Raw genomic sequence first — 22401 nt, 5'->3', positions numbered from 1 at the left:
ACTCTCTGTAAAAATAATAATGATGGTCATCTATTATTCATTAACTTATGGATTTAATAGCCTGCCCATAAGCTCCCTGTTCAAGAAGACATCCTGCTATGTATAAATGAAAATCAAAAAAATAATGCAGATTACAAGTAATGATTAATAGTTATTTATAGAACTTCTATAAAATTTCCGTCCAAGAAACACTCATCCAATCAAACGAAAAACATGCAAAACATGTACCATTTCAACGGATAATTTAACACACCTATAAAAAACGCCACAGAAGAGTGGCGTTTTTTTGAAGAAGTGATCGCTTAATTACTTTTTGTTTATGGACTATTAATTGTTATTTGCAGACTACGAACGTTTCATAAAGTCGAAAAATTCTTCGTTTGTTTTTGTCATAGCCAGTTTATTGATAAGGAATTCCATTGCATCAATTTCACCCATAGGGTGAATAATCTTACGCAATATCCACATCTTCTGTAGCTCATCCTGAGTCGTGAGCAACTCTTCTTTACGCGTACCAGAACGGTTGTAATCAATCGCAGGGAAAACACGTTTTTCTGCAATCTTACGGGACAGGTGCAATTCCATATTACCTGTACCTTTAAATTCTTCGTAAATGACCTCATCCATTTTAGAACCGGTATCAACCAGCGCTGTAGCGATGATGGTCAGGCTACCACCTTCTTCAACATTACGTGCTGCACCAAAGAAACGCTTTGGACGATGCAGAGCATTGGCATCCACACCACCGGTCAGCACTTTACCAGAAGCCGGAACAACGGTGTTATATGCACGAGCAAGGCGGGTAATGGAATCCAACAGGATAATAACGTCTTTTTTATGTTCAACCAGACGTTTGGCTTTTTCGATGACCATTTCAGCCACTTGAACGTGGCGGGAAGCAGGCTCATCAAAAGTAGAAGCGATAACTTCACCTTTGACCAGACGCTGCATTTCGGTCACTTCTTCCGGACGCTCATCAATCAGCAATACCATCAATACGCAGTCTGGATAGTTATGTGCAATGTTCGCCGCAATGTTTTGCAGCAACATGGTCTTACCCGCTTTTGGTGGTGCAACAATCAGACCACGCTGACCACGACCGATAGGTGCAGCCAAATCCAGAACCCGGGCTGTCAGGTCTTCTGTAGAACCATTACCACGCTCCATACGCAAACGGTTATTAGCATGAAGTGGAGTGAGGTTTTCAAACAGGATCTTGCTGCGGGCATTTTCTGGCTTATCAAAGTTAACTTCATTAACTTTTAACAGGGCAAAATAACGTTCACCTTCTTTCGGTGGGCGGATTTTACCTGAAATGGTGTCACCGGTACGGAGGTTAAAGCGGCGGATTTGACTAGGAGAAACGTAGATATCATCGGGGCCTGCAAGGTAGGAGCTGTCTGCTGAGCGGAGGAAACCGAATCCATCCTGCAATATCTCCAGCACACCATCTCCGAAAATATCCTCTCCGCTCTTCGCATGCTGTTTGAGGATAGAGAAAATAATGTCTTGCTTGCGCATACGAGCCAGATTTTCCAGCCCCATATTTTCGCCGAGAGTAATTAACTCTGATACCGGCGTATTTTTTAATTCGGTAAGATTCATAATGGTGGGTTCTTTAACTCGGGGTATATCTCGAACTATGAACGTGAATGGTATGGCAGCGTTATCGGTGCCTGTTTATTTGTACCCAAAACAAATACAACCTTTTAACATATAAATTTATATTACAAGGTAATAGTCTGAAGTACTCTAATTGATTTCAAAATAAGGCTAACAAACTGTGAATGCACGGCTGAGATGGTAATAACAAAATGTGATTAAGTTCAGAACTAAAAACTATCTCAGTGAAAAGCTATCTCAGCGTAAGTACCGTTTCAACAAATACTGTTTTAGCAAATATTATCTCAGCAAAAGAGGTTCAGTAAAAGAAGGCTTCAACATAGACGCTGGAACGAAAACATCATTGGGATGTTAGCATAAAGACGTCTTCAGCATCAGGCTATATACTGAATGACTCACTATATATGCTTTTAGATACTATATGCTTTTAGATACTGTACTAAATACGATATGCCATCAGATATTTCAAGGTGTCAGAGATAACAGATTTATCAGACACTACAGATTGTTTAGTATGTAACATGTCCGTTGTCAATTATTCATGCAGATGATGAAAATTTTTCTATGCATGTTCCATATAAGCACGTGGTCGCTAACTTACCATGCTTCGTAGCGGACGTCTAGCTGTCAGTAAGATAAATCACCTTATCCGCTAAACGTCCTTAATTACTGTGAGCAAACTCTAAGTTAGAGGTATGGCTCCAAAAACTCTTTCAGTTGAGTTTTTGACAAAGCTCCCACTTTTACTGCGACTTTCTCACCGTCTTTAAACAGAATCAGTGTCGGGATGCCACGGATACCAAATTTTGGTGCGGTTTCAGTGTGATCATCAACATTCAGTTTAGCAACAGTCAGCTTACCTGCATATTCTGCCGCGATTTCATCCAGAATAGGAGCGACCATTTTGCAAGGACCACACCATTCTGCCCAAAAATCAACCAGAACAATACCTTCTGATTGCAGTTTATCTTCATTAAAGTCACTGTCTGCCAGATGAATAACGCCAGCACTCACAATCTTTTCACTCATTAATTGGACTCCAAAGTAAAATCTTTTAGGTTATCAGTCTACATTAACCAACATAAGGTGTCTTTATTTCAGCGGATACACTTTCTTAAAGCAATAGTTAGCTGATATTCTACCACACTATGAGCAAAACACATTTGACAGAAAAGAAGTTTTCCGACTTCGCATTGCACCCCAAGGTCATTGAAGCCCTTGATAAAAAGGGCTTTTCAAACTGTACGCCAATACAGGCGCTAACATTGCCTTTTACTGTCGAAGGCCAAGATGTTGCGGGGCAAGCACAAACAGGAACGGGTAAGACGCTGGCATTTCTGACGTCTACTTTTCATTATTTACTAAGCCACCCCGCTGCGGCGGATCATAAAACCAATCAGCCACGCGCGCTGATTATGGCTCCGACCCGCGAACTGGCTGTCCAGATTTATTCTGATGCAGAAGAACTGGCTGAAGCCACCGGGCTAAAAATGGGGCTTGCTTATGGCGGAGATGGCTATGATAAGCAGCTAAAAGTACTGGAAGCCGGTGTTGATATCATCATTGGTACTACAGGCCGCCTGATTGATTATGCTAAGCAGGGATATATTAATCTCAGCGCTATTCAGGTTGTTGTACTGGATGAAGCGGATCGGATGTATGACCTTGGTTTTATCAAGGATATCCGCTGGCTATTCCGTCGTATTCCTTCTGCGACTCAGCGTATGACGCTGCTGTTTTCCGCTACACTCTCTTATCGGGTACGTGAGTTAGCTTTTGAGCAGATGAACAATCCTGAGTATGTCGAAGTCGAACCATTACAGAAAACAGGGCACCGCATTCAGGAAGAACTGTTTTATCCTTCCAATGAAGAGAAAATGAGTCTGCTACAGACCCTGTTGGAAGAAGAGTGGCCAGACCGCTGTATTATTTTTGCTAATACCAAACATCGCTGTGAAGATATCTGGGCACATCTGGCTGCCGATGGTCATCGTGTCGGCCTGCTGACCGGTGATGTCGCACAGAAAAAACGCCTGCGCATACTGGAAGAGTTCAGTCTGGGGAATGTGGATATTCTGGTTGCTACCGATGTTGCTGCACGCGGGCTGCATATTCCATCAGTAACACACGTATTTAACTATGATTTGCCGGATGACTGTGAAGACTACGTCCATCGCATTGGCCGAACCGGTCGGGCAGGCGAAAGTGGTCATTCAATCAGTTTGGCTTGTGAAGAGTATGCGCTGAATCTGCCAGCTATTGAAGAATATATTCAGCACCAGATCCCTGTAAGCAAATATAACAGTGATGCATTGCTGAAAGATTTACCAGTGCCCAAACGCCGTAACCGTTCGCGTTCAGGGGGACATCCACGCCGCACTAATATGCCACGCCGTGGAAACACTGTTCGTAATCGTAAACGCAATCCATAAATGTTCAGGCTGATTAATGTAATTCTGGAATAACAAAATGCTGAGTTCTTCTTCGCTCTATGCCGCTATCGATTTAGGCTCAAACAGCTTTCATATGCTGGTTGTCCGCAGAGTATCCGATAGTATTCAGGTGGTTGCCCGAATCAAGCGTAAGGTCAGGCTGGCCGCTGGATTAGATAAAAATAACCACTTATCACAGCAGGCAATGGAACGAGGATGGCAATGCCTTCGCCTTTTTGCGGAATATTTGCAGGATATTCCTGCTCCACAGATCCGCGTTGTCGCGACAGCTACACTGCGACTTGCTGAAAATTCCGGTGAGTTTGTCGGGAAAGCCTCTGAAATCTTAGGTTCCCCGGTCAAAGTTATCAGAGGGGAAGAAGAAGCCCGGCTGATTTATCAGGGCGTTGCTCACACCACAGGCGGTCCGGAGGAGCGTCTGGTGGTGGATATTGGCGGGGGCAGTACAGAGCTGGTTACAGGTACGGGCGCAAATGCCACACAGTTATTCAGCCTTGAGATGGGTTGTGTTACCTGGCTCGAACGTTATTTCAATGATCGCAGCCTGACAGAAGCAAACTTTGCTAAAGCAGAGGCGGCAGCTCACCAGATCCTTGCTCCGGTCACCACGACACTGCTGAAACAGGGCTGGCAGATTTGTGTCGGAGCATCCGGCACCGTTCAGGCGCTTCAGGAGATAATGATTGCTCAGGGCATGGATGAACTTATCACTCTGCCCAAACTGCAACAACTCAAATCTAAAGCGATTGAATGCGGGAAGCTGGAAGAGCTGGAAATAAATGGCCTGACTCTGGAGCGGGCACTGGTTTTTCCAAGTGGCCTCGCAATCCTGATTGCTATCTTTCAGGCATTAGAAATTGAGAGCATGATTCTGGCAGGAGGCGCGTTGCGAGAAGGTCTGGTTTACGGAATGCTGGAATTACCTGTCGAGCAGGATGTCCGGGCCAGAACCCTACAGAATATTCAACAGCGTTTTCAAATTGATGCAGAACAGGCACTGCGCGTCAGGCAACTGGCAGAACATTTCTTTCAGCAAGTTGCTAAAACATGGGAATTGGATGAGCGATGCCGGGAACTGTTAGTCAGTGTTTGTTTACTGCATGAAATCGGCCTGTGTATCGATTTCCGTCAGGGGCCGGCTCATTCTGCTTATCTGATTAGTCATTTAGATCTACCCGGTTACACCCCTGCTCAAAAACGCCTGCTAGCGACATTATTGCAAAATCAGAGCGGAGCTATCGATTTAGCATCACTGAATCAGCAAAATGCCTTACCGGCACAGCTGGCACTACGATTGTGTCGTTTACTGCGTCTCGCCATTATTTTCGCCAGCCGACGGCAGGATGACTCTTTGTCCGCTCTGCGCTTACAAGCTGAAAATGAAACGCTTACCATCACGCTTCCATATCAGTGGCAAGCCCACCATCCTCTCAGGGCTGAAATCCTGCATCAGGAAAGCACATGGCAACATTATGTCCATTGGCCACTTTTTATTGAAGAGCAGAACAACACCCATTTGGGATAAACCCGGCACCTTATAAAAAATGAATCCCTCACCCCAGATATATGCCTGAAAATACAGCTGGGGCAAGGGATTACGGCAGGTTTTCCTAACGAGATCAGTCACCGCCCGTTTTCTGTCCAAGGCCAAAACGGGATTTGATATCAGCAAGACGTGATTGCCCCCGTTTCATGCGTTCTTCTGCACTGACCACTTTCTTGCCTTGCGGCCAGTCCAGATCATCCTGAGGCAACTCTAACAGAAACCGACTCGGTTCCGGGCGTATCAACTCCCCGTACTGACGGCGCTCTTTACTCAGAGTGAGAAAGAGTTCACGCTGGGCGCGGGTAATACCGACATACGCCAAACGTCGTTCTTCCTCGAGATTATCTTCATCAATACTGCTCTGATGTGGTAATAATCCTTCTTCCATACCCACCATAAAAACATAAGGGAATTCGAGCCCTTTGGAAGCATGCAGCGTCATAAGCTGTACCTGATCCGACTCTTCACTTTCCTCTCCGCGCTCCAACATATCCCGCAGAGTGAAGCGGGCTACGACCTGAGAAAGTGTCATCGGTTCATTCAGGTCATCCCCTTCGAACATCTCACTCATCCAGGTAAAAAGCTGGTTAACATTCTTCATCCTCATTTCAGCCGCTTTAGGGCTGGGGGAAGTTTCATGCAACCAACTTTCGTAATCCATGCCATGCAATAAATCCCTTACAGCTAACAATGGATCTCGTTCTGCCTGATGTGAAATTTCATTCATCCAGTGGGTAAAGCGCTGTAAGGCTGCCAATCCACGACCAGAGAGATTCTGCTCCAGACCAAGATCGAAACTGGCATGATACAGACTTTTGTTACGCTGCTTGGCCCATTCGCCTAGCTTCTGAACCGTCACCGCACCTATTTCTCTACGCGGTGTATTGACAACCCGTAGAAAAGCGCTGTCATCATCAGGATTAGTCAGTACGCGCAAATAAGAAAGTAAGTCCTTAATTTCCGGCCGGGAAAAAAATGAAGTTCCACCAGAAATACGATACGGTATACGGCTTTGCATCAGCATTTTTTCAAAAATGCGGGATTGATGATTACCGCGATACAGGATTGCGTAATCCTTATAATCGGTTTTATTGATAAAGTGATGTGCGATCAACTCACCGACTACGCGTTCAGCTTCATGATCTTCATTATTGGCTTCGATCACACGAAGAGGATCACCATAGCCCAATTCAGAAAACAGTTTTTTCTCGAAAACGTGGGGATTATTTGCAATCAGAATATTTGCCGATTTCAGTATTCTCCCTGATGAGCGGTAATTCTGCTCCAGCTTGATCACATTAAGCTGAGGAAAATCTTCTTTTAACAGGATCAGGTTTTGTGGACGGGCACCGCGCCAAGAATAAATTGATTGATCATCATCACCAACCACCGTAAAACGTGCCCGGTTGCCAACCAACAATTTTACCAACTGATACTGGCTGGTGTTGGTGTCCTGATATTCATCCACCAGCAGATAACGAATTCTATTCTGCCAGCGCTCCCTGACTTCTTCATCCCGCATTAACAGTAACGTTGGTTTAGTGATCAGATCATCAAAGTCGAGCACATTACAACTGTTCAAGTGTAAATCATAACGCCGATAACACTCAGCAAAGTAATGTTCCTGTTCTGAGCGAGCCTGCCTGATTACCTGCTCCGGTGACATCAGATCATTTTTCCAGCCAGAAATACTTGAGATCAGTTTTTGTAATAGATCTTTGTCTTCCTCCAGTAAATCCGCCGTCAAATCTTTCAGCAAAGCCATTTGATCCTGATCGTCGAACAAAGAGAAATTACTCTTCATGCCCAACGCTTTATATTCACGCTTAATGATTTCCAATCCCAACGTATGAAAAGTGGAAATCATCAGGCCTCTGGTTTCCTTACGTCCTAATGTCTGTGCCACACGTTCTTTCATTTCTCGTGCAGCTTTGTTGGTAAAGGTCACCGCCGCAATATGGCGGGCTTGATAACCGCAGGCACGTATCAGATGGGCTATTTTATTGGTGATAACTCTGGTCTTACCGGAGCCTGCACCTGCCAGAACCAGACAAGGCCCTGTCACAAATTCAACCGCTTGTTGTTGGCTGGGATTTAATCGCATACTGTTTTGAAAGTTATATCAGGATGAAAAAAGTAAGGAACGAAATTGTAGCAGAAAGCCGTGTAATAAGGCGTTTTTCTTCACCAGTCAGGCCACTACGGTGATTTATTCTTGAGTGAATCTAATACTCAACAATCAAAAATTATTATTTTATCGATCTTAAAATTCCTAATCCGTAATAGATTTACTACTTTTCTATATGTAATAAATAACAATGTCATAAAACCTGTCAAATAGGATGCAATATGTTACGAAAAACCGGTTTTTTCTTTGATGAAAGCTGCTTCTGGCACAATTCCGGCATACAGCATGTTGTCATGCTTCCTGTTGGAGGATGGATACAACCTCCTTCTGGGTCGGGGCATGCTGAATCACCAGAAACCAAACGCAGAATGAAAAATTTAATGGATGTTTCTGGTTTAAGCCGTTCATTGCAGCTATCAGGTGCTGATCCTCTTGATGAAGCGACCTTAAAACTCATCCACCCAACCGAGTATTTACAACGTTTTAAGTCTATGAGCGATAATGGAACCGGTTTGCTTGGGCACGCAGCACCTGTAGGGGCTGGCAGCTATGAAATAGCTAAACTGTCTGCCGGACTGACCTGTGCTGCGGTAGAGGCCGTCCTGCATGGTGAACTCGATAACGCCTATAGCCTTTCCCGACCTCCCGGACACCATTGCCTGCCAGATCAAGCAATGGGTTTTTGTTATTTCGCCAATATTCCCCTCGCCATTGAACGAGCCAAAAAGCAGTTTGGGCTTGGGCGGGTTGCAGTCGTTGACTGGGATGTTCACCACGGTAACGGAACACAACATATTTTTTGCGAACGTGATGACGTTTTAACTATTTCCCTGCATCAGGATGGTTGCTATCCCGAAGGATATAGTGGAGAAGACGATATCGGTGCGGGTAAAGGAGAAGGTTTCAATATCAATATTCCATTGATGGCCGGAGCCGGACACAACAGCTACATGTATGCCATGGATCAAATCGTCCTGCCCGCATTATACCGTTACCAGCCTGAGTTGATTATTGTCGCCAGTGGCTATGATGCCAATGCCATGGACCCGCTGGCTCGCATGCAATTACACAGTGACAGCTTCCGGGAAATGACGCGCAAAATACAGCAGACAGCAGATGAATTATGTGATGGTAAGCTGGTTGTTGTCCATGAAGGTGGTTATTCAGAACTCTATGTACCTTTCTGTGGTCTGGCTGTGCTGGAAGAATTAAGCGGCGTTCGCACGGAAGTTCAGGATCCTTTACTGGAAATGGTCCAGAGGCAACAGCCAAGGGAACATTTTAACACATTCCAGCGTCAGGAAATTGATGCGCTGAAACAGAGATTTCATTTGTAGCCCGAACGAGGAAAATATACACAATGGATTTCAAGATGCATCGAGGCGGCAAGGGAGTCCATCCTCAGGAGCATAGATAACTATGTGACTGAGGTGAGCGATCGCAGCCAACAAAGAGGTAACTTGAAAGACGAAGTGTATAGTATGCCCGATACGATGTATCGGGCATAGCATCATCAGAATTATCCGCCAACAGCAATGCGTTTCATATCAGTCATATAACCACGCAAAGTCCGGCCTATAGTTTCAATCGGGTGGTTACGAATCGCATCGTTAACATCACGCAACTGAGCATTATCGATACCATTATCAGCAACAGCTTTACCTAAATCCCCTGCCTGTAAAGATGACATAAATTCTTTCTGTAACAGAGGTACTGCCACATAAGAGAACAGGTAGTTACCGTATTCAGCCGTATCAGAGATGACGACGTTCATTTCGTAGAGACGTTTACGAGCAATGGTATTCGCAATCAATGGCAGTTCATGCAGTGACTCATAATAAGCAGACTCTTCGATGATGCCTGAATCCACCATTGTTTCAAATGCCAGCTCAACCCCGGCTTTAACCATGGCAATCATTAATACGCCATGATCAAAGTATTCCTGTTCGCTGATATGACCGCTGTAATCAGGGTAATTTTCAAATGGTGTCTGACCGGTTTCAGCTCTCCAGTTCAACAAATCCTTATCGTCATTCGCCCAATCCGCCATCATGCCTGAAGAGAATTGGCCGGAAATAATATCATCCATATGTTTCTGGAATAACGGAGTCAGAATAGCTTTCAACTGTTCCGAAAGCGCATAAGCCCTCAGTTTTGCCGGATTGGAAAGCCTGTCCATCATCAAAGTAATCCCACCCTGTTTCAGGGCTTCAGTGATAGTTTCCCAGCCAAACTGGATAAGTTTACCGGCATAACCCAGCTCTGCGCCATCAGCCAGCAGCTTGTCATAACACAGCAGAGAACCTGCCTGTAACATGCCACACAGAATTGTTTGCTCACCCATCAAGTCAGATTTTACCTCTGCGACAAATGAGGATTCCAGAACGCCTGCCCGATGGCCTCCGGTTGCTGCTGCCCATGCTTTCGCAATTGCCATCCCTTCGCCTTTTGCATCGTTTTCCGGATGTACAGCAAGCAGAGTCGGAACACCAAAACCACGCTTATATTCTTCACGCACTTCCGTTCCCGGACACTTCGGAGCAACCATCACAACAGTAATATCTTTGCGAACCTGTTCACCTACTTCGACAATATTAAAACCGTGGGAATACCCCAGCGCAGCACCTTCTTTCATCAATGGCTGAACAGCCTGAACAACGGCAGAGTGTTGTTTGTCGGGCGTCAGGTTAATAACCAAATCAGCCTGTGGGATCAACTCTTCATAGGTACCGACTCTGAAACCATTTTCAGTTGCCTTGCGCCACGAAGCCCGTTTTTCTTCAATGGCTTCTTTACGCAGGGTATAGGCAATATCCAGACCGGAATCACGCATATTAAGCCCCTGATTCAGGCCTTGTGCACCACACCCGACAATCACCACTTTCTTGCCTTTTAAATACCCTGCCTCGTCAGCGAATTCTTCTCTTGCCATAAAACGGCATTTGCCCAGCTGCGCCAACTGCTGGCGTAAATTCAATGTATCAAAATAGTTAGCCATGGTGACTCCGATATAATTAGGTGTGATGTTGTTTGCATTCAGCCAATATATGCCATGAAAGACATTGCTTAAATTGATATATTGACAAGACTATATTGCAGTTTACGCAACATATCTTTTTTGAGACAATTTACAGAAAAAACTTTCAGCAGAAGGCACTGAAACGATGGATCTACGTGATTTAAAACTGTTTTTACATCTTGCAGAAAGTTGCCATTTTGGCCGCACGGCTAAAGCAATGCATGTCAGCCCTTCTACGCTTTCACGCCAAATTCAGCGTCTTGAAGATCAATTGGCTCACCCACTGTTTCTGCGGGATAACCGGACAGTAAAACTAACCATCGCGGGCGAACAGCTAAAACAATTTGCCCAACATACATTATTACAATATCAGCAACTGCTTCACTCGCTGAATCACCAAAGCCCGTCATTAACGGGAGAATTACGCCTTTTCTGTTCAGTGACAGCCGCTTATAGCCACCTTCCTCAGGTTCTGGATAAGTTTCGGGCTGAACACCCTTTGGTGGAGATCAAACTGACAACAGGCGATGCCGCCGATGCCGTTGATAAAATCCAGTCTGAAGAAGCGGATTTGGGTATTGCAGGTAAACCTGAGAAACTGCCTGATAACATCAGTTTTACCAAGATTGGCAAAATCCCGCTAGTTCTAATCGCCCCGGCTTTACCCTGTGCGGTGAGATCATTAGCCACACAAGAATATCCTGACTGGAATGAGATCCCATTCATTCTGCCGGAACATGGCCCCTCTCGTAAACGTATTGAACTTTGGTTCCGCCGCCACAAAATTAATCATCCACAAATTTATGCAACCGTTTCAGGCCATGAAGCCATTGTATCGATGGTTGCTTTAGGTTGCGGTATCGCTCTCATTCCTGCGGTTGTCGTTGAAAACAGCCCTGAACCGGTACGCAGCCGTATATCGCTGCTGGAAAATATTTCGCTGGTTGAACCATTTGAATTAGGCGTTTGTGCACTAAGCAAGCGGCTGAATGAGCCGTTGATAAAAGCATTTTGGCGGTTGCTATCGTCTGATAGTCATTCATCAAACATTGGATGATGATAAGAACAGAAGAAATTTCATCATTAAACTAATAGCGCCTGTTATGGCGCTATCTCTGTTTCCCACAGGCCCGAGTATTCCTATCTCAACAGCAAATTAAATGAGGGATTATTCGTCTCATCATGATATTCGTAGCCTAACTCATCCAGATGTCGGTCAAAACGGAGTTCTTCCTCTGAAAGTTCAAAAGCCGTTAATACTCGTCCATAATCCGTGCCATGACTACGATAATGAAACAGCGTGATATTCCAGTGCGCCCCTAATGTCTGTAAAAATTTCAGCAAAGCGCCCGGCGATTCAGGGAAAGCAAAGCTGAATAATCGCTCCTGCAACGGCTTGGATGGCCTGCCGCCAATCATATAGCGGACATGCAGTTTCGCCATTTCATCATCGGTCAAATCAGCGACCTGATAACCTGCCGCTTTTAACTCTTCAATAATTTCAATACGTTCTGCATTTCCACGGCTCAGTCTGATACCGACAAAAACGCGAGCCTTATTTGGTTCGGCAGAATCCGAATAACGATAACTGAATTCTGTCACAAAGCGGCTTCCCAGCATCTGACAAAATGCCAGGAAACTGCCTTTCTGTTCAGGAATAGTGACTGCCAGCAAAGCCTCACGCTGCTCTCCAAGTTCGCAACGCTCTGAAACATAACGTAAACCATGGAAGTTCACATTCGCACCAGAAAGAATATGCGCGAGCCTTTCTCCCTTGATTTGATGCTGCTGGACGTATTTCTTCAATCCTGCCAGTGCCAAAGCACCAGAAGGTTCAGCAATGGCACGCACGTCTTCAAAAATATCTTTCATGGCAGCACAAATAGCATCGCTATCAACTGTAATGACATCATCAACATATTTCTGACAAAGGCGGAATGTTTCATCCCCAATACGCTTGACGGCGACACCTTCCGCAAATAAACCCACTCTCGGTAAATCGACTGGATGCCCGGCTTCCAGTGCTGCTTTCAGGCAGGCAGAATCCTCTGCTTCCACTCCAATAATTTTCATTTCCGGTACAAGCTGTTTAATCAGAACAGCAACACCTGCAATTAACCCGCCGCCACCAACCGGAACAAAAATACGATCAAGGTGAACATCCTGCTGTAACAATTCCATTGCCAAAGTTGCCTGACCGGCAATGACTGCCGGGTGATCAAAAGGAGGGACAAATGTATACCTGTGTTCCTTTGCCATTTCGATAGCTTTGGCTTTTGCTTCATCGAAATTCGCGCCATGTAACAGCACTTCACCACCCAGACTGCGCACAGCATCAACTTTAATATCGGCTGTCGCTACCGGCATCACAATAGTCGCTCTGATACCCACTTTACTGGCGGATAAGGCAACGCCCTGTGCATGATTGCCTGCTGATGCCGTAATAACTCCCCTGACTTTTTGTTCTTCCGTCAGGCTGGCAATCATCGCGTAGGCACCACGCAGTTTGAAACTGTGTACCAACTGACGATCTTCCCGTTTAACCAAAATGGTGTTATTTAAACGAGCGGAGATTTTTTTCATTTCCTGTAATGGCGTAACCTGAGCAACGTCATAAACGGGCGCACTTAGGGCTGCTTTGAGATATTCCGCCCCTTTAGGTTCAGGATTAAGAGGATAAACGACCACAATTACCCTCCCAGTTTAGTCTTATCACGCACAGCCCCTTTATCAGCGCTGGTCGCTAGTGAAGCATAAGCACGCAGGGCAAAAGAAACCTGACGTTCCCTGAATTTGGGTGTCCATGCTTTATCGCCACGGGATAATTCTTTCTGCACCCGCTCGGCAAGCTCTTTTTCACTGACATCCAATTGAATCTTGCGGTTTGGAATATCAATGTCGATGATATCGCCATCATGTACCAGACCAATTAAACCGCCATTAGCCGCTTCAGGAGAGACATGGCCAATTGACAATCCCGATGTCCCCCCCGAGAAACGTCCATCCGTAATCAAAGCACAACTTTTACCTAATCCCATTGATTTCAGGTAGGTCGTCGGATAAAGCATCTCCTGCATACCGGGGCCACCTTTCGGGCCTTCATAACGAATGACAACCACATCACCTGCTACGACTTTTCCACCCAGAATCGCATCTACGGCATCTTCCTGACTTTCATAAACTTTAGCCGGGCCACGGAAAGTCAGAATACTTTCATCCACTCCTGCGGTTTTCACAATACAGCCATCCACAGCAATGTTACCGGACAGCACCGCAAGCCCCCCATCCTGACTATAGGCATAGGACAGTTCACGAATACAGCCTTCTTTCCTATCTGTATCCAAAGATGGCCAACGACAGTTCTGAGAAAAAGCCTGAGTAGTTCTAATACCTGCCGGGCCTGCTGCATACATGCTTTTTACAGCTTCATCGGCGGTCTGCATAACATCATACTGGGCCAGCGTTTGTGGTAAATCTAACCCCAGAATATTCTTCACATGGCGATGCAAAAGCCCTGCCCGATCCAGTTCACCGAGAATACCAATCACACCACCAGCACGATGCGCATCTTCCATGTGATATTTTTGGGTACTTGGTGCTACCTTACACAAATGGGGAACCTGACGAGACAGACGATCAATATCTGTCATGGTGAAATCAACATCTCCCTCCTGCGCGGCGGCCAATAAATGCAGCACAGTGTTTGTCGATCCCCCCATTGCAATATCCAGCGTCATAGCATTCTCAAATGCAGCTTTAGTCGCAATATTACGTGGCAACGCACTGTCATCATTTTGCTCGTAGTAACGTTTAGTCAGTTCAACAATGCGCTTACCCGCGTTGAGAAACAGAGTCTTACGATCGGCATGTGTAGCAAGTAATGAACCATTTCCCGGCTGAGAAAGCCCCAGAGCTTCCGTCAGGCAGTTCATTGAATTCGCGGTAAACATACCGGAACAGGAACCGCAAGTCGGGCAGGCAGAGCGTTCAATCTGATCACTTTGTTCATCACTGATATTCGGATTGGCTCCCTGAATCATGGCATCGACCAGATCCAACTTGATAATTTGATCCGATAACCGTGTTTTTCCTGCTTCCATCGGGCCGCCGGAAACGAAAATAACCGGAATATTCAAGCGCAGAGATGCCATCAGCATACCGGGGGTGATCTTATCGCAGTTCGAAATACACACCATTGCATCCGCACAATGTGCATTCACCATATATTCCACAGAATCCGCAATCAGCTCACGGGATGGCAATGAATACAGCATTCCTCCGTGCCCCATTGCGATACCATCATCAACAGCAATGGTATTAAATTCCTTTGCAACCCCTCCTGAAGCCTCAATCTGCTCTGCCACCAGCTTGCCCAAATCCCGCAAATGAACATGCCCGGGTACGAATTGAGTAAATGAATTCACAACAGCAATGATAGGTTTTCCAAAATCCTCATCAGTCATCCCCGTCGCACGCCATAAAGCACGCGCCCCTGCCATATTACGGCCATGGGTTGTTGTAGCAGAACGATATTTAGGCATTATTTTTCACTCCCGTGTCTGTCTAATATTGATAGCATCTAATCAGCATCTGAAAACAGGCGGGGAACGAGCCGCCTGTCAGTTTTTTATTTTTTATTAAGGATTCACAGGGTCTAACCAGCCCCATTTATCTTCTGTCGTGCCATCAAATAAGCCAAAGAATGCATTTTGGATCTTTTTGGTAACTGGCCCGCACCGGCCAATCCCGACCTGAATACCATCTACACTACGAACCGGAGTGATTTCTGCGGCTGTACCCGTCATAAAAACTTCATCAGCCAGATAAAGCGATTCGCGGGAAAGAGTCTGTTCACGCACTTCCAGACCAAGGTCCTGTGCCAATCTGATGATAGCGTCCCGTGTGATCCCCGGTAGGGCAGAAGAAGAAAATGGCGGCGTGAACAAAATACCATTTTTTACTTCGAATAAATTTTCACCTGCGCCTTCTGAAATATAACCATGAACATCCAAAGCAATCCCTTCCTGATAGCCATGACGCCTTGCCTCACTCCCCACCAGCAAAGAAGACAAATAATTTCCGCCCGCCTTTGCCGCTGTCGGGATAGTGTTGGCTGCTATACGATTCCACGAAGAAACCATTGCATCAATCCCCTGATCCAGTGCTTCTTCGCCGAGATAGGCTCCCCACGGGAAAGCAGCAATGATGACATCTGTTTGATAACCTTCGGGAGGATTAACCCCCATACCCACATCACCAATAAAAACTAATGGACGAATGTAAGCGCTGACTAATTTGTTTTTGCGAAGTGTTGCACGACAAGCTTCCATTAACTCATCAACACTCTGGCTCACTGGCATACGGTAAATTTTGGCTGAATCACGTAAACGCTGCATATGCTCTCGGTGGCGAAAAACAACAGGCCCTTTATGGGAGTTATAACAACGAATACCTTCAAAGACTGATGTTCCATAATGCAAGGCATGGGACATAACGTGTACTTTTGCATCAGCCCAAGGAACCATTTCGCCATTGAACCAAATATAATCAGCTTGCTTTGTCATTCTTTTGTTTCCTTTCCATCGCGCACTATGCGCTTATCAATTGTGATTTATTATGTTGTATCTCAACACCGGCAACATCAACCAGCTTTACCAACTGAGCAAAAAGTAAATTTACAGGGCGCTGGCTGGCAACAGTGAGTTCAATACATACACTATCACTATCTACTGTATGATCCATATTCAATGCGCATATTTGAAAACCCCTATGACGGGTAACCCTCAGAATTCTTTCAAGAATCTCAGGACAAAACCGAGCCTGAATAGCAAGTTGATGTTGCATCATAATAACTTCTCCAACATATTTGCATTGCTTGCACCGGGTGGAACCAATGGCCAAACATTTTCAAATTCATCAATGGATACGTGTAACAAATAAGGGCCTTCACTATTGAACAAGGCGTCCAATGCAGCATCTATCTGTGATTTTTCAGTAATATGCTGGCCCGGAATATCAAACGCTTTTGCTAAAGTAATAAAGTCAGGATTATCAGTCAGGATTGTTTCACTATAACGACGGTCAAAAAATAACTCCTGCCACTGTTTTACCATTCCCAAACGCTGGTTATCCAATAAAACCATCTTGATTGGCAGTTTCTTGCGTTTAATCGTTCCCAGCTCCTGAACATTCATCATGAAAGAACCATCACCGGATATACAAATAACCATATCGCCCGGGCGCACCATCTGCGCTCCAATTGCAGCTGGAATACCAAACCCCATCGTTCCCAGTCCACTGGAAGTAATAAAATTTTCCGGTTTGTCAAACGTCATATGCTGAGCTGTCCACATCTGGTGCTGCCCAACATCGGTGGTGATAACAGTATTAGGTGGCTTGCGATCAGATATCAGTTTCAATAGGGCTGGGGCATAAATTTTTTCGCCCTGATAGTCATAACGCCATGCGTGTATTTCTTTTAATTGCTTAACTTCTTGTTGCCATGCTTCGATCGATAAAGGCTGCTGTAGATAAGGTAATAATGTTTTTAAATTACCCTTTAATGAAATATGTGCCTGACGTAATTTATTTAATTCAGCCGGATCAATATCTATATGGATGACTTTGGCATGGGGGGCGAAGGTATCTAATTTCCCTGTCACACGGTCGTCAAAACGCGCTCCAACGGCAATCAGTAAATCGCAGGACTGAACAGCTAAGTTAGCCGCCTTTGTTCCGTGCATTCCTAACATACCCAAATAGCATTCATGTTGGGCATCTGCAGCCCCTAATCCTTTAAGAGTAGAAACTACCGGTATTCCCGTTTCTTCTACCAGACGACGTAATTCAGGTACTGCGCCAGCTATTCCAACCCCTCCTCCTACATATAAAACAGCTTTTTGAGAATAAACCATCATATTGCGGGCTTGTGTCAGTGCGTTCTCAGGAAGAGGAGATGGGGTAACAACAGGGCTTAAATAAGGTGTAAAATCCCCCTGTTTTAACTGAATATCTTTTGGTAAATCTATCAGAACAGGACCGGGGCGACCTTCCATAGCGATGGAAAAAGCTTCCGCCATAATTTGAGGTAATTTTTCCAGCGACTCCACCAGAAAACTGTGTTTAGTACAGGCAAGAGAAAGTCCCAACATATCGATTTCCTGAAAAGCATCAGTACCGATAACTTCAGAACTTACCTGACCGGTAATGGCAACCACAGGCACAGAATCCAATAGCGCATCAGCCAGCCCTGTAATTAGGTTTGTTGCTCCTGGTCCCGATGTGGCAATACAAACTCCCGGTTTATCGCTTGCCCTTGCATAACCAATGGCTGCCATTACCGCCCCTTGTTCGTGGCGGCATAGCAAATGTTCAATACCACCATCATACAAAGCATCATACACTGGCATAATGGCTCCGCCGGGGTAACCGAAAACTTTCTCCACTCCCTGTGTCCGTAGTGCCTGTACAACCCATTGCGCCCCATTCATAGCCATCCTCCTATCGGTATTCACTCTGTCAGTGGCTTCTTGTGATGTTGTTTTATGTTTGTTTATAAGTGCTAAAAAAAACCCCCGCTCTATTTTTTAGGGCGGGGGTCTTTGTGAAATCTGGCTGTATTTTATGTCTACGCCTTCCTTCGTCCAAGTGCGCCCCCGCACGGTAGAATAATCACTACCACGCTAATAATTAGGCTAATCACGAGAACATATTTCTTCATAAAGGTTCGTTCTTACTTTTTATAGGTTCGACATATATTTTAGAATTATCACTTTCTATTATTGTTGACAATGATTATTTTTATTTTTTTACGAAAAAATAATATTACTTATTATTTTCAATAAGATAAAACAAAAGCAGACAAATCCTCTGGATTTTATCTATTTCATGATGAGAAAAAAATCATTATCTACCGTTTTAGTAAAATAATTAATTAAGTAAATTATCAAAATGTAACTTAATGACCTGAAAACCATATGCATTTGATTATAAAAGCAGGGTTTATCGCAAAAACACTGATCATAATAAATCAGGAAACAATCCATTTATCTAAATAAAATATTAATAAACATAATAACAATCCAGAATAAAATCAGCTCCATTCATTCAAAAAATATAAATTAATAATAGAATCAACAAATAACATAAAATAGCTAAAATTAAAAAATGTCAGTGTGGTAATAACAATAATTATATTTTCGAAAGGCTTCGCAAAATAACAAAAGGTGGCTTTTTATTATTTTTCAATAAGTCATGATGGATTTTTTGGCTAAGGAAAGCATTATGACTCTTGCGATTATCTACACCCGAGCCACTATCGGTGTCGATTCCCCGCTTGTCACAATAGAAGCACATATCAGTAACGGCCTACCCGGTTTAACTCTCGTTGGTTTACCTGAAACTACTGTCAAGGAGGCCAGAGATCGTGTCAGAAGTGCCTTAATCAATAGTGGTTTTACCTACCCGGCAAAAAGGATCACGGTTAATCTGGCTCCAGCAGATCTTCCCAAAGAAGGGGGAAGATATGATTTACCTATCGCCATTGCAATTCTGGCAGCTTCGGAACAGATCCCGTCAACTGAGTTAAATCATTATGAGTTTTTAGGAGAGCTTGCGCTTTCAGGAGAGATACGCAGGGTTATGGGGGCAATTCCCGCCGCACTTAGTGCCAGAAATTCAGGCAGGCAGTTAATTTTATCTACAGAAAATCAGGCTGAACTGGCTATTCTGTCTCAAAATGAAACGTTATTAGCCAACCGATTACTGCAAGTCTGTCACTTCCTGCGAGGTGAAAAAAACATCTTATTTTCTCCTGCTCCGATCACTTTAAAAACCGAGCCACTTGTTCTAGATCTACAGGACATTATTGGACAGGAACAAGCGAAACGGGCTCTGGAGATAACAGCCGCAGGAGGTCATAATCTCTTGTTACTTGGACCTCCCGGTACAGGTAAAACCATGCTGGCCAGCCGACTATGTGATCTACTGCCACCTCTAACGCATCAGGAAGCGTTACACGTTGCGGCAATCAATAGTCTGGCTGGTCAGTCAATTAACCCTCAAAAATGGCATATACGGCCATTTAGAGCGCCTCACCATAGCTCATCAATGGCGGCTCTTGTTGGAGGAGGCTCAATACCTAAACCCGGAGAAATCTCCCTTGCACATAATGGTGTTTTATTTCTGGATGAATTACCGGAATTTAACCGTACTGTTCTCGATGCATTGCGTGAGCCATTAGAATCTGGCGAGATTGTGATATCACGAGCCAAAGCAAAAGTTTGTTTCCCTGCCCGGGTTCAATTGATCGCTGCCATGAATCCAAGCCCGACCGGATATCATCAGGGATTACATAATCGCAGCAGTCCACAGCAAGTATTACGCTACCTTGCCAAACTATCAGGTCCATTTTTAGACCGTTTTGACCTTTCTATAGACGTTCCTCTGCTTCCTCCCGGTATCCTCAGCAAATCATCAACAAAACATGGGGAAAGTAGCCACGAGGTTAAAAAAAGAGTAGAAAATGCCAGAAATATACAAATAGAACGCAATGGATATGTAAACGCCCATCTTACCTGTAAGCAAACAGAAAAGGTTTGTAGACTAAAGATGGAAGATGCCATCTTTCTGGAAAATACTTTACTAAAATTGGGACTATCTGTACGTGCATGGCACCGAATCCTAAAAGTTTCACGTACTATTGCAGACTTAAAAGAACAAAAGAAAATAGAAAAGCCAGATATTATGGAAGCGCTCAGCTACCGGAGCATGGATAGGTTGCTTATTCAGCTACAAAATCAGGTTGGATAATGTGGAAAAGGGGCATATTTGCCCCTCTTGATGGATCCTTCATCCCAATGATGATATTAATCATCACTATCAGTGAAATCCTCAGCAGGATCTAACTGTGGTTTTCCGCCGGAAAGGGTATGGAAACGTTTTGGACGTCTGATTTTCTCCAAATACTTAAACCATACTTTTTCCGCTATTGTTACAGGTGCACGCTCACCACGGCAAACTGCTACAAACAGTTTTTCTTCTTCTGTTTGTGGTTCACGTTTACCAAGATCCAATTCATTGAACGCATTGCCATGACGTTCTAGCAATTGGGCCTCTTTGATGGTGAAATCACCGTGACGGGAAAATCCGCGTGGATAATGTTTATTATCAAAAAAACGATTAGTCGTGATGAAGCTTTCAGCCATCTGACACACTCCTAACTCTACTGTCATACTAATTATGGCGCGGAGTATTAGGGAGGCTTGACATTCTGTAAAACAAAATATTTAAATCATAACGACAAAAACTATTGGAGATGCATGTGGACACCGAATTACTGAAAACCTTTTTGGAAGTCAGTAAGACTCGTCACTTTGGTCGGGCAGCTGAATCACTCTATCTAACACAATCCGCCGTTAGCTTTCGGATCCGACAACTGGAGAATCAACTTGGTGCTAATTTATTCACACGACATCGCAATAATATTCGCCTGACAGCTGCGGGTGAACGTCTGGTTCCCTATGCAGAATCGTTAATGAATACCTGGCAATTAGCGAAAAAGGAGATCAGCTATGTCTCACAACATACAGAGCTCTCTATCGGCGCTACTGCATCTCTGTGGGAAGCTTATCTAACCCCTTGGTTGAATATGTTTTATTGCGATAATCAGGGAATCAGAATCGAATCACGCGTCTCCACACGGCAATCTCTTGTTAAACAGCTACACTCTCGTGAATTAGATCTTTTAATCACAACAGAGCCACCAAAAATGGATGAATTCCAGAGTCAGCTGATCGGGAGTATTCAGCTTGTTTTACTAACTACTCAAAATAATATTGAACAAGGTATAGAAAATTATATAAAGCTGGAATGGGGAGCAGATTTTCACCAACAAGAGCAACTGATTCTAAAAAGTGATCCCCCTCCTATCATAACCACTACCTCAGCGCATATTGCCAGAGAGCTATTGGAAAGTGTCAATGCTGCGACATTCCTACCAGTTCACTGGCTTGAAGAGTATTCAAAACTTGTTATAGCACCAGATAATGAGCAAATTAAACGACCACTATATGCCGTGTGGTTACAAAATAGCGACCAACATACACTTATCCAACAATTATTAAAAATACCTGTTGAAAAAGCTCCAGTGACAAATTGATGAGATTCAGTCTAGAGTCTTAGATCGTATAAAACTCTAAGCAAAAGAGCTGTGAAGGGATTATTAATGCAAAAAAACAAAAAGAAAAAACCCAGCTAAAATTAGCTGGGCTATTAATCTGAAAACTATAAATTATTACTTAGTTATTAACTGGCAGGGGCGGAGAGACTCGAACTCCCAACACCCGGTTTTGGAGACCGGTGCTCTACCAATTGAACTACGCCCCTAAATCGGTGGCGGTGCGGACGGGACTCGAACCCGCGACCCCCGGCGTGACAGGCCGGTATTCTAACCAACTGAACTACCGCACCACCGAATACTGTTTCATGCTGCCTTTTGGGCTGGCAACACTGATAAATTGTTGTCTGGCAGTGTCCTACTCTCACATGGGGAGACCCCACACTACCATCGGCGCTACGGCGTTTCACTGCTGAGTTCGGCATGGGGTCAGGTGGGACCACCGCGCTATTGCCG

The 22401-nt window shown here is 44.5% G+C and carries 17 protein-coding genes, 2 tRNA genes and 1 rRNA gene; 6 read left to right on the top strand and 14 right to left on the bottom strand.

Translation table 11 applies throughout. The features are described from left to right. Positions 1-345: 345 nt before the first annotated feature. Positions 346-1605, bottom strand: coding sequence for a transcription termination factor Rho (gene rho / locus AACS92_RS20045; protein WP_010845326.1), 1260 nt, complete (start codon positions 1603-1605; stop codon positions 346-348). A gap of 705 nt (positions 1606-2310) precedes the next feature. Next, a complete protein-coding gene (trxA, locus tag AACS92_RS20040) occupies positions 2311-2637 on the bottom strand; it encodes a thioredoxin TrxA (RefSeq protein WP_369800383.1) in 327 nt (108 codons plus the stop codon). Between the two features lie 134 nt (positions 2638-2771). Between trxA and rhlB the strand changes: the two genes are divergently transcribed. Both rhlB and gppA read left to right on the top strand, forming a co-directional pair. Next, a complete protein-coding gene (gene rhlB, locus AACS92_RS20035; RefSeq protein ID WP_099109301.1) occupies positions 2772-4055 on the top strand; it encodes an ATP-dependent RNA helicase RhlB in 1284 nt (427 codons plus the stop codon). Positions 4056-4092: 37 nt separating this feature from the next. Then, positions 4093-5601 carry a guanosine-5'-triphosphate,3'-diphosphate diphosphatase gene (gppA, locus tag AACS92_RS20030; protein ID WP_099109300.1) on the top strand — a complete coding sequence of 503 codons (1509 nt, stop codon included), beginning with the start codon at positions 4093-4095 and terminating at the stop codon, positions 5599-5601. A gap of 94 nt (positions 5602-5695) precedes the next feature. Here gppA and rep read toward each other — a convergent pair whose 3' ends face one another. After that, a complete protein-coding gene (gene rep, locus AACS92_RS20025) occupies positions 5696-7726 on the bottom strand; it encodes a DNA helicase Rep (RefSeq protein ID WP_099109299.1) in 2031 nt (676 codons plus the stop codon). A 245-nt stretch (positions 7727-7971) separates the two neighbouring features. Here rep and AACS92_RS20020 point away from each other — a divergent pair, with 245 nt between their 5' ends. Next, positions 7972-9087 (top strand): class II histone deacetylase, encoded by a 1116-nt coding sequence (locus AACS92_RS20020; RefSeq protein ID WP_099109298.1) that lies wholly within the window; start codon positions 7972-7974, stop codon positions 9085-9087. Positions 9088-9269: 182 nt separating this feature from the next. Here AACS92_RS20020 and ilvC read toward each other — a convergent pair whose 3' ends face one another. Beyond that, positions 9270-10748, bottom strand: a complete 1479-nt coding sequence (gene ilvC / locus AACS92_RS20015) for a ketol-acid reductoisomerase (RefSeq protein WP_099109297.1) — start codon at positions 10746-10748, stop codon at positions 9270-9272. 166 nt (positions 10749-10914) lie between these two features. On the opposite strand from ilvC, the gene ilvY reads away from it, so the two are divergent. Next, positions 10915-11826 (top strand): HTH-type transcriptional activator IlvY, encoded by a 912-nt coding sequence (gene ilvY / locus AACS92_RS20010; RefSeq protein WP_099109296.1) that lies wholly within the window; start codon positions 10915-10917, stop codon positions 11824-11826. Between the two features lie 83 nt (positions 11827-11909). Here ilvY and ilvA read toward each other — a convergent pair whose 3' ends face one another. The 6 genes from ilvA to AACS92_RS19980 form a co-directional block, all read right to left on the bottom strand. Next, positions 11910-13457, bottom strand: a complete 1548-nt coding sequence (gene ilvA, locus AACS92_RS20005; RefSeq protein ID WP_099109295.1) for a threonine ammonia-lyase, biosynthetic — start codon at positions 13455-13457, stop codon at positions 11910-11912. 2 nt (positions 13458-13459) lie between these two features. Next, entirely contained in the window at positions 13460-15310 is a 1851-nt protein-coding gene (gene ilvD / locus AACS92_RS20000; protein WP_099109294.1) for a dihydroxy-acid dehydratase, read from the bottom strand. 96 nt (positions 15311-15406) lie between these two features. Then, the gene (locus AACS92_RS19995; RefSeq protein ID WP_099109293.1) at positions 15407-16333 is read right to left on the bottom strand and encodes a branched-chain amino acid transaminase; all 927 of its coding nucleotides are present in this window, start codon (positions 16331-16333) and stop codon (positions 15407-15409) included. Between the two features lie 25 nt (positions 16334-16358). Continuing rightward, positions 16359-16616 (bottom strand): acetolactate synthase 2 small subunit, encoded by a 258-nt coding sequence (gene ilvM, locus AACS92_RS19990; protein ID WP_099109292.1) that lies wholly within the window; start codon positions 16614-16616, stop codon positions 16359-16361. Further along, complete coding sequence (gene ilvG, locus AACS92_RS19985; RefSeq protein WP_099109291.1) at positions 16613-18259, bottom strand: acetolactate synthase 2 catalytic subunit; 1647 nt, start codon at positions 18257-18259, stop codon at positions 16613-16615. Before ilvG ends, ilvM begins: the two co-directional genes overlap by 4 nt. A gap of 137 nt (positions 18260-18396) precedes the next feature. Continuing rightward, complete coding sequence (locus AACS92_RS19980; RefSeq protein ID WP_099109290.1) at positions 18397-18489, bottom strand: IlvGEDA operon leader peptide; 93 nt, start codon at positions 18487-18489, stop codon at positions 18397-18399. A gap of 563 nt (positions 18490-19052) precedes the next feature. Between AACS92_RS19980 and AACS92_RS19975 the strand changes: the two genes are divergently transcribed. Continuing rightward, positions 19053-20579: a YifB family Mg chelatase-like AAA ATPase gene (locus AACS92_RS19975; protein ID WP_099109289.1), complete on the top strand. Its 1527-nt coding sequence runs from the start codon at positions 19053-19055 to the stop codon at positions 20577-20579. A gap of 56 nt (positions 20580-20635) precedes the next feature. Here the strand turns inward: AACS92_RS19975 and AACS92_RS19970 are convergent, their stop codons facing one another. Then, positions 20636-20974: a DUF413 domain-containing protein gene (locus tag AACS92_RS19970; RefSeq protein WP_099109288.1), complete on the bottom strand. Its 339-nt coding sequence runs from the start codon at positions 20972-20974 to the stop codon at positions 20636-20638. A 116-nt stretch (positions 20975-21090) separates the two neighbouring features. Between AACS92_RS19970 and hdfR the strand changes: the two genes are divergently transcribed. Further along, a complete protein-coding gene (gene hdfR / locus AACS92_RS19965; protein ID WP_099109287.1) occupies positions 21091-21927 on the top strand; it encodes an HTH-type transcriptional regulator HdfR in 837 nt (278 codons plus the stop codon). 151 nt (positions 21928-22078) lie between these two features. Here hdfR and AACS92_RS19960 read toward each other — a convergent pair. From AACS92_RS19960 to rrf, 3 genes are all read right to left on the bottom strand, one after another. Further along, a tRNA-Trp gene (locus tag AACS92_RS19960) sits at positions 22079-22154 on the bottom strand. Between the two features lie 7 nt (positions 22155-22161). Continuing rightward, positions 22162-22238, bottom strand: a tRNA-Asp gene (locus AACS92_RS19955). A gap of 52 nt (positions 22239-22290) precedes the next feature. After that, positions 22291-22401: ribosomal RNA gene (gene rrf, locus AACS92_RS19950) — 5S ribosomal RNA — on the bottom strand; the annotation flags it as partial.

Source organism: Xenorhabdus sp. KJ12.1 (assembly GCF_963876495.1).
Lineage (GTDB): Bacteria > Pseudomonadota > Gammaproteobacteria > Enterobacterales > Enterobacteriaceae > Xenorhabdus > Xenorhabdus stockiae.
Note: the sequence above shows the minus strand (reverse complement) of the source record. Positions and strands in the feature narration are given on the sequence as shown.